Source organism: Sphingobacterium sp. Lzh-3 (assembly GCF_046764375.1).
In the GTDB taxonomy this organism is placed as follows: domain Bacteria; phylum Bacteroidota; class Bacteroidia; order Sphingobacteriales; family Sphingobacteriaceae; genus Sphingobacterium.
The window spans coordinates 1146183-1158978 of sequence record NZ_CP177226.1; the positions used below are offsets into that span (position 1 = coordinate 1146183).

Annotated in this window: 13 protein-coding genes; 9 read left to right on the forward strand and 4 right to left on the reverse strand. The window is 38.5% G+C overall.

What is annotated here, in order from left to right:
- The first annotated feature begins 357 nt into the window (after positions 1 to 357).
- Positions 358 to 1854, forward strand: coding sequence for an acetyl-CoA hydrolase/transferase family protein (locus tag ACLCDV_RS04680; protein WP_411973002.1), 1497 nt, complete (start codon positions 358 to 360; stop codon positions 1852 to 1854).
- Positions 1855 to 1966: 112 nt separating this feature from the next.
- On the opposite strand, the gene ACLCDV_RS04685 is transcribed toward ACLCDV_RS04680, so the two are convergent.
- A complete protein-coding gene (locus tag ACLCDV_RS04685; RefSeq protein WP_411973003.1) occupies positions 1967 to 2722 on the reverse strand; it encodes a DNA alkylation repair protein in 756 nt (251 codons plus the stop codon).
- Positions 2723 to 2738: 16 nt separating this feature from the next.
- Positions 2739 to 3236 carry a DinB family protein gene (locus ACLCDV_RS04690; RefSeq protein WP_411973004.1) on the reverse strand — a complete coding sequence of 166 codons (498 nt, stop codon included), beginning with the start codon at positions 3234 to 3236 and terminating at the stop codon, positions 2739 to 2741.
- A 438-nt stretch (positions 3237 to 3674) separates the two neighbouring features.
- Here ACLCDV_RS04690 and ACLCDV_RS04695 point away from each other — a divergent pair, with 438 nt between their 5' ends.
- The 4 genes from ACLCDV_RS04695 to ACLCDV_RS04710 all read left to right on the forward strand — a co-directional run bounded on the left by ACLCDV_RS04695 (position 3675) and on the right by ACLCDV_RS04710 (position 7902).
- Complete coding sequence (locus ACLCDV_RS04695) at positions 3675 to 3800, forward strand: hypothetical protein (RefSeq protein WP_411973929.1); 126 nt, start codon at positions 3675 to 3677, stop codon at positions 3798 to 3800.
- Between the two features lie 155 nt (positions 3801 to 3955).
- Positions 3956 to 4363, forward strand: coding sequence for an EthD family reductase (locus ACLCDV_RS04700; protein ID WP_411973005.1), 408 nt, complete (start codon positions 3956 to 3958; stop codon positions 4361 to 4363).
- 201 nt (positions 4364 to 4564) lie between these two features.
- On the forward strand, positions 4565 to 6985 hold the full coding sequence (locus ACLCDV_RS04705) for a PDZ domain-containing protein (protein WP_411973006.1): 2421 nt from the start codon (positions 4565 to 4567) through the stop codon (positions 6983 to 6985).
- A 485-nt stretch (positions 6986 to 7470) separates the two neighbouring features.
- The gene (locus ACLCDV_RS04710) at positions 7471 to 7902 is read left to right on the forward strand and encodes a DoxX family membrane protein (RefSeq protein WP_317668291.1); all 432 of its coding nucleotides are present in this window, start codon (positions 7471 to 7473) and stop codon (positions 7900 to 7902) included.
- A gap of 104 nt (positions 7903 to 8006) precedes the next feature.
- Here the strand turns inward: ACLCDV_RS04710 and ACLCDV_RS04715 are convergent, their stop codons facing one another.
- Entirely contained in the window at positions 8007 to 9299 is a 1293-nt protein-coding gene (locus tag ACLCDV_RS04715; RefSeq protein WP_411973007.1) for a hypothetical protein, read from the reverse strand.
- A gap of 369 nt (positions 9300 to 9668) precedes the next feature.
- Between ACLCDV_RS04715 and ACLCDV_RS04720 the strand changes: the two genes are divergently transcribed.
- A complete protein-coding gene (locus ACLCDV_RS04720) occupies positions 9669 to 10244 on the forward strand; it encodes a 2,3-bisphosphoglycerate-dependent phosphoglycerate mutase (RefSeq protein ID WP_411973008.1) in 576 nt (191 codons plus the stop codon).
- 122 nt (positions 10245 to 10366) lie between these two features.
- On the opposite strand, the gene ACLCDV_RS04725 is transcribed toward ACLCDV_RS04720, so the two are convergent.
- On the reverse strand, positions 10367 to 10891 hold the full coding sequence (locus ACLCDV_RS04725) for a hypothetical protein (protein ID WP_046671657.1): 525 nt from the start codon (positions 10889 to 10891) through the stop codon (positions 10367 to 10369).
- A gap of 324 nt (positions 10892 to 11215) precedes the next feature.
- On the opposite strand from ACLCDV_RS04725, the gene ACLCDV_RS04730 reads away from it, so the two are divergent.
- The 3 genes from ACLCDV_RS04730 (at position 11216) to ACLCDV_RS04740 (ending at position 12760) form a co-directional block, all read left to right on the forward strand.
- Positions 11216 to 11455: a hypothetical protein gene (locus tag ACLCDV_RS04730; protein ID WP_411973009.1), complete on the forward strand. Its 240-nt coding sequence runs from the start codon at positions 11216 to 11218 to the stop codon at positions 11453 to 11455.
- Positions 11433 to 11729 carry a hypothetical protein gene (locus ACLCDV_RS04735; RefSeq protein WP_411973010.1) on the forward strand — a complete coding sequence of 99 codons (297 nt, stop codon included), beginning with the start codon at positions 11433 to 11435 and terminating at the stop codon, positions 11727 to 11729. Before ACLCDV_RS04730 ends, ACLCDV_RS04735 begins: the two co-directional genes overlap by 23 nt.
- A 428-nt stretch (positions 11730 to 12157) precedes the next feature.
- The gene (locus ACLCDV_RS04740; protein ID WP_411973011.1) at positions 12158 to 12760 is read left to right on the forward strand and encodes a TetR/AcrR family transcriptional regulator; all 603 of its coding nucleotides are present in this window, start codon (positions 12158 to 12160) and stop codon (positions 12758 to 12760) included.
- Positions 12761 to 12796: the final 36 nt, after the last annotated feature.

The following is a 12796-nucleotide window of genomic DNA, read 5'->3' on the forward strand; positions in this document are numbered from 1 at the left end:
TGCTTACGTTAAAATGGTAATTAATCGACCGGAGAGTTAGTCTTTACTTACTTTAGTTTTACCTTTATTATTGTAAGTTGTTTGTTATCAGTGTGATATATATTATCGATCCGTGTGATATAAAATATTTTTTTATTATGATTTGTTGTATATTTTTGATTTGTAGTAAGTTGTGGCTTTTTAGTCTCGTTTGGATAATTTTGTGTCGAATGGTAATAAATATGCAGTTGAAAAAAATGCTAAAATTGTTTGGTTAAGCGGTTGGAAAATATAACAAAGAACTTTACAAATAAGGGAAATATATAGGTTTCAATTTCTTAAGTTTACAATAATGGAATAAAATCAAACTATAACAATATGGCTTACGAAAGAATAAAAGTTCAAAGCTTACATGATAAAGTGATTACAGCGGAAGAAGCTGCTAAGCTATTTCAAAATGGAATGGTCGTTGGATCGAGTGGTTTTACTAAGGCTGGAGACAGTAAGGTTGTGTTACCTGCATTGGCTGAACGTGCAAAAGCGGATCCATTAAAAATAACCCTGATTACTGGGGCTTCGTTGGGACATGGAACAGACGGCAAATTGGCGGAAGCGGGGGCACTATCCAAGCGGATGCCTTTTCAGGTAGATCGTATTTTACGTAATAAAATTAATGCCGGGGATGTGCTGTTTATTGATCAGCATCTAAGCGAAACAGCCGAATTGCTGCACAATAAGAATTTGCCTCAGGTTGATATTGCTGTTTTGGAAGTAGCAGCAATAGAATCAGACGGAAGTATTGTTCCAACGACTTCTGTGGGAAATTCGGCTACTTTTGCTGCATTGGCTAAGCAGGTTATTTTGGAGGTCAATACTGCGATACCGATGACGATTAAAGGCATACATGATATTTACCAAGCAGAAGATTACCCTCGCCGTAATGTTATTCCAATTGTAGCTCCTGAAAATAAAATTGGGCGTAAAACTATTCCTTTGGACGCAAGCAAGGTGGTGGGAATTGTGTTTACGAATGAGCTTGATAGCCCAGCCGATATTGCTGAACCGGATACCAAAACTACAGCGATAGCGAAGCATATTTTACAGTTTTTCGAAAATGAAGTAGAGCTAGGTCATTTGTCAGAAAGCTTGATGCCGCTCCAAGCGGGTATTGGAAAAGTAGCTAACGCTGTTCTGACCGGATTTATACATAGTAAGTTCCGTAATCTAACGATGTTTTCTGAAGTGTTGCAAGATAGCACCTTTGACCTTATCGATGCTGGAAAACTGGATTTTGCTTCTGCTTCTTCAATTACTGTTTCGGAAGAGTGTTATTCAAGAGTGTTCGATCATTTGGATCGATACCGCGATAAAATTGTATTGCGCCCACAGAACATTTCCAATACACCTGGACTGATCAAACGTTTGGGGATTATAGCAATTAATACAGCCATAGAGTTTGATATTTATGGAAACGTAAATTCTACCCATACTTCGGGAACAAATATCATGAACGGTATCGGTGGATCGGGTGACTTTGCACGTAATGCTTACTTGAGCATCTTTGTTACACAGGCAGCCTCTAAAGGGGATGCAATTTCTCACATTGTTCCTATGGTTTCTCACGTAGATCATACCGAACATGATGTCGATATTTTGGTAACAGATTATGGCTTGGCAGATTTACGAGGTTTAGCGCCTCGTGAGCGAGCAAAAGTAATTATTGAGAACTGCGTACATCCAGATTATAAAGAGCAGCTTTTAGATTATTATAACCGCGCTTGCGAAAGGGGAGGGCATACACCACATCTGTTAGAGGAGGCTTTTAGTTGGCATATTAACCTTCGTGAAAACGGAACAATGAAAAAAGATAAGTAATCGAGAGTAAGTAAAGTTACTCATGCACTAGTCATAAAAGAAAGGCGAGGTTTAATGGTAGACTTCGCCTTTCTTGATGTATAACTATCGCAAAGAAAATCACGCATTCATTTTATTGGTTACGATGAGCCATTGTAGCCTCCTGCCGAGTCTGTTTAGCCCCCGATTTGTGGCGATTGAGACCAATCGTAATTTTTGTCCGAAACCATTGTTTGCTTTCTGGCGATTCAATTTCTTTACTGTAGCAAGCAACTACCTTAGGGTGAAACTTTGCGATTGTTTTGGCCCCCCAGCCGATTCCTTTCTTCACATGGAAATCTGTCGTGTTTGATAATGAAATGAGCAGCTTTAACAAAATGTCTACGTATGTGGCTGGCAGTCCCTTTTTTACAGCATAGTGCGTAGCTACACCAATGGTACGAACAATCCATTTATCAGGATGATGCGCTAATTCTTCTAATAATGGTATAGCTTTTTTAGGTGAAGTCAACAGCGCATGGCCAAGTACGCGTTCGCCGATGATATCACAGACGTACCATTGATTGCCCATGGTTATATAGGTGCAGGCTTTATGGATGGATTCTTCAAAGTGTTCGGGGAGACGTTGCTGAAGAATTATTCCCGTTAAAACATAACTTCCCATTTCTGTTGTGGCAATGAGACGATCTGTAAAGTGTAACTGTTCGGCCTCAGGCATGAATAGCATAATTTCCCTGGCCGCAAACTCCAGAAGTGGAAATCGAACTTTCTTATTCAGTAAACACTCTTGTAAGCTTAATATAAGGCATTCAATACCGGATTGCTGTCCTTGCTGTTTCGCCGCTGCGACAATTTCTCGGATCTGTACTTTACTGGTAATTTGGTCCATAGCGCTGCTCGAATCCCTATTCTTGATCTTTATAAATATTCCAATAATTAAAGTCTGTCATTGGGGCATCCGTTATTCCAATAGCGCGCCCCATTGTAACGATCTGTCCCCTATGATATGTTCCGTGGAGGATCAGCTGTTGTATGTATTCATACTTCGTGAAATCGCATTGAAACCATGGTGATTCCACTTTGATATTTTTTTCAAGATCCAACTCAGATAGCTTGTGTACATAACCCACAAGTTGAACTGAATTTCTTCTTAGTGCTTCAAATATTTCTTCTTTTGTGGTTCGCTTTTTTTCAAAATCAAAATCATTGCTTTCTGCAATGTGGCTCCACCAATATTCCTGTGTCTGCAAGATGTGGTTTAAGGTTTTCAAAATGGTCGGGAAGCTTGAAGGTACCTCCTGGTTAAGTTGGTCGTCCGATTTATCAGCCAGCCAATTGATGTATTTATTGACAACCCAGTCGTTATACTCGACACTTTTTGTGATTAAGGTCTTTAAACTCATAATTTCAATCTATAGGATGGTTTTTAATGAAATATTTACTAAATATAAATCCTTTTTGGAAAGAATTTATATTAAATTTCATAGCAGATAGGCTGTTTGATAAGCTGCTTTGAAAGTTTTCATTTTTGTAAAATTGAGGCAGGTATAGCCCTGTACGCTAAGCGTAACTTCTTTGCAATAAATAAAAAGTGTTGTTCATATTTTTTATATTTATTTTGCAATAGCAGAATGGTTTAGCATTTGTCGAATGCGCAAGATACCAATAGAAGATTTGACAGCCGCTTGAGCTTGTTGGATTAACCAATTGTAATAAATATGATAAAAGCAACGCATTGTATTCTTTCTCTACTAGCCATGTTGTTTATGAACATGGGAAACGCCCAAGTTAATAATTTACAGGAATCCAAAAAGGAATTTGATGAACGGATGCATTGGTTTATGGAAGCAAAATATGGAATGTTTATTCATTTTGGGCTTTATAGTCAACTTGGAGGGATGTATAAAGGGAAATTCAACCAAAGGATATGCCGAATGGGGGAATTTGTTGCTCAATATTGGACCTGATGGAAACGGCAACGTGCCGCTTGCGAGTAAGGAAATTTTGTTGAAAGCGGCGGCAGAACGAAAAAAGGACTAATCTAAGCAATATTCGCTGATTATTGACTCATGATAAATATTTTTGAAAAAAGAGTGTTATTTGATCTTACTTATCAACAAATATGAAGACAAAATTCATTTTATTCCTAGTGCTAATAACCATGCTTTTGGGATTTCAGCACCATGTAAAGGCAGATCCACCTTTTCATAAAAAAGGGATGATCAAGGTGACGGTCTTTTATCCAAATGGGCCTGGAAAGACATTTGATTGGGGCTATTATCTTCCAAAACATATTGCGCTTGTCAAAAAAGTTTACGGTAAAGCATTGAAAGGTATAACCATTGATAAAGGACTTTCGGGACGTAGCTCAGCAGAAGGCCCGACGTATTTGGCCATTTGCCATTTGTATTTTGATTCTGTTGCTGCCTATCAGGATCCTTTGAAGGGAAATGGGAAAAAGTTTGCCGAAGATTTTCCAAAGTACACGAATATTACGCCAGCGGTACAGATCAGTGAAGTGATTCAATAGACCGTTCGCTAATTAGGCGAAATGCTAGTATTAGGTGGAATACGATATGATCTATTGAAACACGAAATCTATTGAAACACGAACTAAAAAAGTCGTTTGTGCGTAGCAAACGACTTTATTTTTATTCACTTATCGAGCCTACATAAATGGTTTTAACCTCGATATAGGCTCTAGCAAAAACTACTATGAACGATTAAAATTATGAAGAAATTTCTTATGCTATTTCCAACATTAATATTTACCGGCCTGTCCTGTGTTACTTCGCTTAGCGTTCATGGACAAGAGGCCGGTACTGTCAAACGTATTTATATAAGCACAAAAGGAAATGACCGAAATCGAGGGACCATAGGAAGCCCTTATGCCACAGCTGAAGCCGCATTGCGATCGGTAGAAAAACAGAAACAAGGGAAAAATACACCGGGCATCGAAATCATCTTTATGGCAGGCACCTATCAGCTGGATAAACCGATTGAATTGTCTGCTGGGATATCCGGTACAAGAAGGCAACCCTTGCGGATTAAGGCCGAGGATGGAGCACAAGTTACGCTGAGTGGGGCCAAATCGCTTAACCTTAAATGGAAACAGGGCGATCATGGTATTTGGGAGGCTAAGGTCACAAGAGGAGTAAACTTCCAAAGTCTATATGCTAATGATAAGCATCTTGTCCGGGCACGTTATCCAAACTACGATCCCACAGTCTTGCCATTTCAAGGCTATGCTGCAGATGCATTAAGTCCCGAACGTGTCGCAACCTGGAAAAACCCTAAGGGGGGAATTGTACATGCTTTGCATGCTGGTAGCTGGGGAGGATTCCATTATAAGATTACCGGAAAAGATGGCTTATCAACAGTTACACTTGAAGGTGGACAGCAAAATAATCGTCCCAGCAAAATGCACGAGACCTATCGCTTTGTAGAAAATATCTTTGAAGAACTCGATACCTTTCAGGAGTGGTATTTGGATGAGGAGAAGGCACTGTTATATTATATGCCTGCTAAAGGAGTTGATCCCAACCAGCTGAAGTTTGTAGCACCACAATTGGAAAATCTAATCTATCTTTCAGGTTCATCTTCCAGACCAGTGCATGATATTGAGGTTAGTGGCCTTCGCTTCATGTATGCTGCTCCTACCTTTATGAAAACAAGCGAACCACTCTTACGTAGTGATTGGACGATCTATCGACAGGGAGCCGTAAAGATTGAAGGTGCGGAAAACTGTATCTTCCGCGCGAATGATTTTATCGCTTTGGGCGGCAATGCAATATTTGTTAATAATTACAATCGCGGGGTCAAAATTGAAGGCAACCGGATTGAACAGATCGGTGCCGGAGCGATCAATTTTGTAGGAGATCCAGCGGCGGTTCGCTCACCGGAATTTCGATATGAAAAATTTGTTCCGTTTGACCAAATGGATACCATCAAAGGGCCAAAAACCGATAATTATCCCATGGACTGTGAGGCGAGTGACAATCTGATTCATGACATTGGATTGATCGAAAAACAAGTAGCAGGTGTACAGGTCTCTATGGCTGAATCTTTACGAATTTTGCACAATACCATTTACAATGTGCCTCGAGCAGGTATTAATGTAGGTGATGGTACCTGGGGCGGACATGAGATAGCTTACAATGATGTTTTTAATACAGTCCTGGAAACCAGCGATCATGGAGCCTTCAACTCATGGGGGCGCGACCGATTTTGGCATCCCAATCGAAAGGAGATGGATGAACTGACGGGGAAGCATCCCAATTTAATAGTGTTGGATGCAGTCAAAACAACTAAAATTCATGATAATAGATTTCGCTGTGATCACGGTTGGGATATTGATTTGGACGACGGATCTTCCAACTATGAAATTTACAACAATCTATGTTTAAGTGGGGGACTAAAACTAAGAGAAGGATTTTATCGTAACGTGTATAACAATGTGATGATCAACAATGGTTTTCATCCACATGTCTGGTTTCAGAATAGTCACGATGTTTTCCGTAATAATATCGTGATGGAATCCCATCAGGATATACAGGTCAGGTATTGGGGGCAAGAGGTAGACCATAATATCTACAGAAGGCAGGATGACCTAGACAAAGATCGGGCGAAAGGTATCGAAAAACATGGTCGTGTTATTCAATTGAACTTTATGAATCCTGCCGGTGGCGATTTCCGATTGAAGAACTGGAAAGATCAGGATTTTAAAAATTTTGACATGTTGCATTTCGGAGTTACGAGTAAAAGGCTTAAAACTCTTGCTGCTAGACCTGAAATACCTCAGTTGATCCAATCCGAAGCAAAGGAGCAGGGGAGCAGATGGGCCTGGAAGTCGGGGGTATTTAAATCAGTGGAGACTTTGGGAGAGCAGTCAGCAGCGGGCCTACCCGCGATAAACGGCGTGCTGCTACTTCAGTTGGATGAAAAAGGCAATCTTTATAAAAGCGGTTTGCGTGTCGGTGATGTTGTGCTGAATTACCAGGGCGAGAAAATAGATCAATTAACAGACTTGCAACAAGCGATTAAAAAGCATGTACACGCAGACCAGCCGAAGGTGTTAATTTTTAGAAACCAACAGCAGCAGGAATTAACCCTGCAGCTGGAGCAAATTTTCTATAGGAAGATTGAAATATAGTATTGTACTTTGGCTTGTTGACACGCGATATCACTATTGTGGGGATTTAGCAGTAAAACAAGGCAGTTTTGATAGATCGGTCATCTTATGACGATACTTAGTTTTTGTTTATAATTTTTATTTCCATTAGGACTATTGCGCATCTTGGTCGTCATTATAACAGTGTGTTATCACATAATGAAGTAGACACCTGATATTAAATTCTTATTCGTATTAATTGATGTATAAGGCTGTACAGCACCCATGTGTTGGCAGCCTTATTGATTTCCCATGGAATGGAATTAGCTAGTTAGAATAATGCTGAATGGAAGTGACGGTTTGGTGAATGATGATGTATCGCTATAAAGACATAACCATAGATAGGGCGATGCGGAGTCAATATGGGCTGGCTGTACAAAATTTCTTAAACTGGTTTAAGTTTGGACTGTTTTTGTTCGCTTAAATTTGATTCATATCGTTTATACCATATTTATATAATTTACACCATGTATAATCAACTTTTTGCACGTATAGCTGTATCAACAGCATTTTTGTCTGCTGTTGCAGATCGTTTGGGTCTATGGGGGGCGCCGGGCGCATCACATGTTTCTTGGGGAAATTGGGCCAATTTTGTAGCCTATTCAAATACCCTCAATTTTTTTGTGCCAGTATCCTTCGGTAATATACTTGCTATCGGTGCGACATTATTGGAGGTTATCTTAGCTATCCTGTTGTTGATCGGCTATAAGCTGCGTTTTAGCGCATTAATTGCCGGGATTTTACTGATTAGCTTTGCGATGGTGATGACCTTATCGTTAGGAATTAAATCGACGTTTGATTATTCGGTCTGGGTAGGAGCGGCTGCTTGTTTTTTACTCCGTACAGCTGATAACTTTCCTATAAGCATAGATCGTTATATCGAACTTCGTAAAAAGTAGAGGAATCGGTAAATGAAGGGGCGAAGATTTTCTCGTCTTAGCAATATGTTTCAAAAAGCACAAAAAATGCCGTTAAGCAAAGCGGTTTAACAGCATTTTTTTGATTACATTTCTTTTAAATTTACCTCTTTCTTCTCACCGTCTTTGTCAATGGTGACATGTTTTTCAATATTAGCTTTGTCGACATAAGATGATTTTGCGGTACCATAATTTGTCGTTGAACCTGTATACCCCCAATAGTTATAATAATTGGTGTAGCCCGACACATAGGAGTAGTTGTATGAATTGGTGAAATCGAAGCTGGCCATGATCACGTATGCGCCTGGCATGAGATCTGCAAACTCGAAATGTCCCTCATCATCATACACTTTTGCTTTTTTAACCGCATAGCCAAAATCAGGATCTAATGGAACCTCCTGGACCTTTTTTTGTTTTCGGATCTTTTTATTGACTTCCAGCCATTCTTCATAATAAGCAGAGTTGGCAAACAGCGTAATTTCTGTTCCTTTTGGAGCATATTGCTTTTTGGCAGTATTCACGAGCCCGCCAAGTTTTTTTCCGGAGCTAGATCGTGCGTAAGCCGTCCCGATAATAACACTGTTCCCTTGAGAAATCTGTTGGGCAGACTGTTCTTTGTTGAATCTATTTTTAATAGGTTGATAGTCCAGTTCTTCGTTTACGGTAATTTCCCACTTTCCGTTTCCCATGGACATTTCCCTTTGCCATAATCGGCGATCTTTCTTATCGATGACATAGTTGTAGATGGCTCCGGTACTTTCTTCTAAAAGTGTAACCAGCCAACTGTCGTGTTTGCCCGTTTTTGGGGAACCATAACTGTAGCTTTTTACTTCCTTGATGGTATAGTCTTCGACAAAAATGTCGGAATCACTATTGTAATAAAATTGCGGGATGCGCGCTTTATACCCTAGATCTAAAGGTAAAGTTGAAATCAGATGATCTGTCCAGTTAAAATCTACAAAAGGTCTAGTTGGCTGTAAGTTGATCTTTTTTTCCTTTTTAGTTTTCTTCGAATAATAATTACCTGTAATTGTTTCCCCAAAGTTGAGGCTTACTTTTGTTTCTTTGCCATCGCTGGAATAGCTGATAGACCGAAGTGTTTTTGCGTCAGCGACAGTGGTGCGGATCGAAGTCCAGGCATTGTCTTTCGGAACATAAGTATTGGTTAAAGTCAGCTGATTGTTGGCCGCTACAATATCGTAGGTCAATGATCCTTGTTTGTCCCAAGTGTTATCTTTGACATAATAGACTGTATACAGTGATTTTTCTGGTTTTATATAGTTGGTATTGATATCGCTGCTACCCGGGCTGACGGTCTTTTGACATAATCCTACGGCTGGAAGTAGGCCTACTCCCAAAACAAAGGCATATAATTTCATATATGTGAACTATAGTTAATGAAAAAACAAGTTGTTTTCTTGCTCGATTTATTTATCTAAGATAATAAAAAATATTTTTTTTGCTGGCGATTGTTTGGTTTTGCATCAATAATCTGCCGCTAATAGATGTCTTTTGGGAACGTAAATTTTTTGAAAGAATGAAAAAGGTGTTTTTATGCCATGTAAACAATAAATAGAAGACTAATTGGTTGGTTTTCAGTGTGTATATAAGATAAGAATTTGCGGTATAGCAATAGATATTTCAGGAGCACGGCAATGGAAATGGCATTAATAAAACAAAATTGAGTATATTGTATTAAACATTTAGATAAATAAAGCTAAACAGTTTGGGTAAACTTTGAATAACTAATGGCAAAACTTTTTTTGGTCCGACATGGACAGTCACAATGGAATTTAGAAAATCGCTTTACGGGCTGGCAGGATATCGATATTACCGAATTGGGACAACAGGAAGCTCGGCAGGCGGGCTTGGCGCTGGCAAATGAGCCGATTGATATAGCATATACATCGACGCTAATCAGAGCGCAGCATACGTTAGAGATTATTTTGCATGAAATGGGTAATCCTCACATTCCCATTGTTATCAATGCTGCTTTAAATGAGCGTGGTTATGGAAAGCTGGAAGGATTGAACAAAGCCGAAACGGCGGAAAAATATGGCGCTGAACAAGTGCATATCTGGCGAAGATCTTTTGATGTTCCTCCGCCTGGGGGTGAAAGCCTAAAAGATACATACGAACGTGTTATTCCATATTACGAAGGTTTTATACTACCCAAACTGAAAGAAGGTAAAAATGTACTTATTGTTGCGCATGGCAATAGCCTAAGGGCACTGATCATGTTTTTGGAAAATCTTTCTCCGGAACAGATATTGGAAAGGGAGATTGCTACCGGGCAACCGATCACGTATCAAATTGAAGGATAAGCGCTATACTGATTTCAGGTCTAGCCTAAGTAATCGAGAATTGGTGAAATCGCAGTTTTGAAAACAAAAAATCCTGCCATATGGATGATGAGCAGGATTCTTGTTTTTGTACTTGCGTTATGCTATTTCAAAACGAATTTAAATCCTAACGAAAAACGCGATGGCTCGAAATTGGAGCCATGAGAAAGATTCCACCATGGTTTCCAGTCGAAATGCATGGCTAATGGTGCAGACGGAATTTTGAACTCTAGGCCCAAGGCTGGACGGATTGCAAAATCAGTATGTGTTTTTCCATCTTTCCAATGGTAATCGTCATACCAGTCGTCGTGCCATTTACCATAATCAATAAATGATACTTGTGGACCAACTCCAATATACCATGAAAGACCACGCGATCCAGGAATACGTTTGTTGTATGAATAATCTACGCCGATAACAGTAATATTGTCTCCAAATAATACTTGTGCATTTCCAGCATCATTTCCACCAAAATTGTGTTTTATCTGTGGACCGAATAGGGTTTGACCATCACCTACATCTATGCCAAGACCAATGGCTGTGCGATAAGGAGTTTGTGCGTTTGCTTGCTGATGAGCAGCAAATAGTAGCGTAAAAAGTGTTAGAAAAGGTAGAATTACTTTTTTCATGATAATTTAAAAAAATATAAGTTGTGTGTTTCCGATTAGAAAACTTTCGCTGTTGAAACAAATAGTTTGCCAAAGATTTTTTTAACATTTTGATAAACAATAAATGATATGTAACTACCTCTTTTTTAATAGATTTTTTTTATGGATAATCTAAAAAAAAATCAACTATATATATTAAAGCATTGTTCTTATTATAGAGAGCTGCTTTTTTAAGGTTTGATAGTGCTCAGGCTATTTTTTATGGATGGCTATTATAATTTTAATCGATGCGATCTTATTAAATGTTATACGAGGCAGCATTTAAAATACTACAAAATACAGCAGATGGAGAAACTACAAATTAATAAGGAAAGGATTGAAGAATGGATTGCAGCGGGCTATGATGTTCTTCAAGATGGAAAATTAATAAAAATCGAAGGCGATCTACAGGAATTTTTAAAACAGTTTGCTGATGATACAGCAGATGGGGGACCAAAAACATATCTGTTGAAGGAGCTGCTTACCTGGCCAGAGGAAGATTTAAAAAAAGTAGAAATGGGTTATGGAACAGATGAAAATAGCTGAAGATAAAATTGTACCATTGGATTTTGATTCAGAAGAATTACCTTTTGAAATTCGTGAACTACGTCCCGTTGTATTTAGAGAAGAAACGTCCTATTGGTGTTTACTAGGACCCGATCCGCATCAAGGCATTTTCGGAAACGGCGAAACGGCTTTAGAGGCTTTAGCCGACTGGCTAGAAAATTTACAGGTACGTTTAAAAACTGGAGACGAAAATGATGAAGTAGCGAATTATGCTCGGGAAAGTCTTCGGGCATCGAATCGTGATGTCTGGTAATATTCCGTAGTTATATTAAAAGTCTCCCCATACAGATTGAAAAAAAGTAAAAAGGCCCTTCGAATAGAAAAAGGATAATTTATCGTTATAAGGTATCCTTACTGTGTGTAGTAGCGAAATTTACAGTTCCTGCGTTAATTTAATTGTAACAATATGTTCTCGAAATCCCAAAATGAGCGATAGTAATGAGAAGAAAACTGGGCTTCTTAAAAATGCAGTAAAGACAATTTTATAGCGAATAAACCTGAATAAGATTGCATACTTCTTTTATTTAAAAATCAATTTATCTATGTTTGGTGTAACATGTTAAGTCTGTATGTATTTGACTTTTAACAGTGTTAGGTTTACATCTTGATCTATTTTTCAATTTTCGAACATTTTATTTAAATGTTTGAAAATTGAAAAATATATTACTAACTTTATTTTAGATGAACAAAAAGGAACAGGTCAAAGAAAGAATTGGACAGGCGGCTATGGAGTGTTTCGAGCGTTATGGATTAGAAAAAACAACCTTGGAAGACATTGCTAAAACTGTGGGATTGAACAAAACGTCTCTTTATTATTATTACAAGAACAAAGAGGATATTTTTATTGAAGTAGCAATACGAGAAGGACAATCTTTTATTGATACATTACAAAAAAGTACATTGAAAAAGAAGGGAGTAGAGAATCAGATTTCTTTTTATTTAGAATCGAGATTGAACTATTATACCAATGTGCTCAATATGAATAGGGTGTCTGTCGAATCACTTGATAAGATTTTACCTCGTTTTTTTGAACTATATGATGCAATGATGGTGCAAGAGAAAGCTTTTCTTACTAAGCTCCTTACACAGGCCATTGCACATGAAAAATTGGATCTAACAGATCCTGAAAATATAGCTTCTGTACTTATAAATTTTGCTAATGCATTGAAACATAGTACAGAACAGCAGGCAATACTGAAGCGGCAGGTTGAAATTGACTATGTACAAAGTCTTCGGGATACCAAATTTCTAGTCAGCCTAATTTTTAGAGGGCTCAGAATATAATTCTCGATTGTCCATTTTGGAGAATCAGGGCGGGTA

Excerpts from the sequence above, each read along its gene's own strand:
- ACLCDV_RS04680 (WP_411973002.1), top strand. The coding sequence starts at position 358 with ATGGCTTACGAAAGAATAAAAGTTCAAAGCTTACATGATAAAGTGATT.
- ACLCDV_RS04685 (WP_411973003.1), bottom strand. The coding sequence starts at position 2,722 with ATGGACCAAATTACCAGTAAAGTACAGATCCGAGAAATTGTCGCAGCG.
- ACLCDV_RS04690 (WP_411973004.1), bottom strand. The coding sequence starts at position 3,236 with ATGAGTTTAAAGACCTTAATCACAAAAAGTGTCGAGTATAACGACTGG.
- ACLCDV_RS04695 (WP_411973929.1), top strand. The coding sequence starts at position 3,675 with ATGGAAGCAAAATATGGAATGTTTATTCATTTTGGGCTTTATAGTCAA.
- ACLCDV_RS04700 (WP_411973005.1), top strand. The coding sequence starts at position 3,956 with ATGAAGACAAAATTCATTTTATTCCTAGTGCTAATAACCATGCTTTTG.
- ACLCDV_RS04705 (WP_411973006.1), top strand. The coding sequence starts at position 4,565 with ATGAAGAAATTTCTTATGCTATTTCCAACATTAATATTTACCGGCCTG.
- ACLCDV_RS04710 (WP_317668291.1), top strand. The coding sequence starts at position 7,471 with ATGTATAATCAACTTTTTGCACGTATAGCTGTATCAACAGCATTTTTG.
- ACLCDV_RS04715 (WP_411973007.1), bottom strand. The coding sequence starts at position 9,299 with ATGAAATTATATGCCTTTGTTTTGGGAGTAGGCCTACTTCCAGCCGTA.
- ACLCDV_RS04720 (WP_411973008.1), top strand. The coding sequence starts at position 9,669 with ATGGCAAAACTTTTTTTGGTCCGACATGGACAGTCACAATGGAATTTA.
- ACLCDV_RS04725 (WP_046671657.1), bottom strand. The coding sequence starts at position 10,891 with ATGAAAAAAGTAATTCTACCTTTTCTAACACTTTTTACGCTACTATTT.
- ACLCDV_RS04730 (WP_411973009.1), top strand. The coding sequence starts at position 11,216 with ATGGAGAAACTACAAATTAATAAGGAAAGGATTGAAGAATGGATTGCA.
- ACLCDV_RS04735 (WP_411973010.1), top strand. The coding sequence starts at position 11,433 with ATGGAACAGATGAAAATAGCTGAAGATAAAATTGTACCATTGGATTTT.
- ACLCDV_RS04740 (WP_411973011.1), top strand. The coding sequence starts at position 12,158 with ATGAACAAAAAGGAACAGGTCAAAGAAAGAATTGGACAGGCGGCTATG.